Annotated in this window: 3 protein-coding genes; 1 reads left to right on the top strand and 2 read right to left on the bottom strand. The window is 31.9% G+C overall.

Translation table 11 applies throughout. The features are described from left to right. The first annotated feature begins 401 nt into the window (after positions 1-401). The gene (locus ARSQ2_RS15170) at positions 402-824 is read left to right on the top strand and encodes a histidine-type phosphatase (RefSeq protein WP_181995369.1); all 423 of its coding nucleotides are present in this window, start codon (positions 402-404) and stop codon (positions 822-824) included. Here the strand turns inward: ARSQ2_RS15170 and ARSQ2_RS13970 are convergent. Further along, complete coding sequence (locus ARSQ2_RS13970) at positions 776-904, bottom strand: hypothetical protein (RefSeq protein WP_255487714.1); 129 nt, start codon at positions 902-904, stop codon at positions 776-778. The two genes, ARSQ2_RS15170 and ARSQ2_RS13970, sit on opposite strands and share 49 nt — an antisense overlap. Further along, a partial coding sequence (locus tag ARSQ2_RS11555) for a transposase (protein WP_181995368.1) occupies positions 844-1,079 on the bottom strand: 236 nt, incomplete at its 5' end. The genes ARSQ2_RS11555 and ARSQ2_RS13970, both read right to left, overlap by 61 nt.

The following is a 1,079-nucleotide window of genomic DNA, read 5'->3' on the forward strand; positions in this document are numbered from 1 at the left end:
TAATACAACTTTTCACAAGAAACAGAGTATTCAACAAGTCCATCATCGATGCGGGGCATATGGTGGAATATTTTCCTACCATCTTATTTTATGTAATTGAAGTGGAAATTAATAAATATTCTTAAAAACAAGCAAAGTCAAAATTTTATGGTAAATGAAATTTATTTTTAATTGACTCCATATAAATAAAGTTTTTTTAAAAAATAAATTATAATGAACTTTAAAGAAGCGTTGAAAAGATGAAAAAAGAGTAATGATATGGCTTCTTTTACCTTTAATATCGCCAGTTAGTTATTTGTTAGAAAAATTTCAAGATTATGAATTGACTCAGCTATTAATTTTAAGTAGACATAATTTAAGAGCACCAATAATATATGAGGTTATATTAGCCCGCGCAACGAATAAACTTTAGCCTATTTTGGCATACTAAAGATGGAAATCTTACCAATAAAGGCCGTCAATTAGAGATTTATATGGGAAACTACTTTGGGTCTTGGTTTGATAGAGTGGGGCTTTTTCGGCCAGATCAATGTCCAGACTCAAATAATGTTTATATTTATGCGCACAATCTACAGCGCACTATTGCCACAGCACAATCTTTTATTACTAATGCTTTTCCTGATTGTTCGATTAAAGCTTTTTATCGAACAGATATGGCTAAAGGAAAATTGGATCCTATTTTTGACTTAGTTATTACTGACAACAGTGCAGAATTTAAACAGCAAGCCATAACCGCTATGACAGAAAAATTAGTATATTTAGATTTAACAGAAGCTTATAAACAAATTTCCACTATTTTGGATTTTAAAAATCCAACACTATAGCTAAGCCACTTAATTTTGATTACACCATATTGAGTGCGAACAAAATATCTGTGTCGCATCCGAGCGTTCTTTTTTTGCATTTAGCTTGTGCCCATTTATGTTCAATTGGATTAAGATCTCGCGAATAGGTAGGAAAATATTCCACCATATGCCCCCCATCGATGATGACTTGTTGAATACTCTGTTTCTTGTGAAAAGTTGCATTATCCATCATGATTACACTGTTTTTAGGAAGTACTCGGATAAGGACTTGGG

Origin of the sequence: Arsenophonus endosymbiont of Bemisia tabaci Q2 (assembly GCF_902713415.1) — a bacterium.
Classification (GTDB): Bacteria; Pseudomonadota; Gammaproteobacteria; order Enterobacterales; family Enterobacteriaceae; genus Arsenophonus.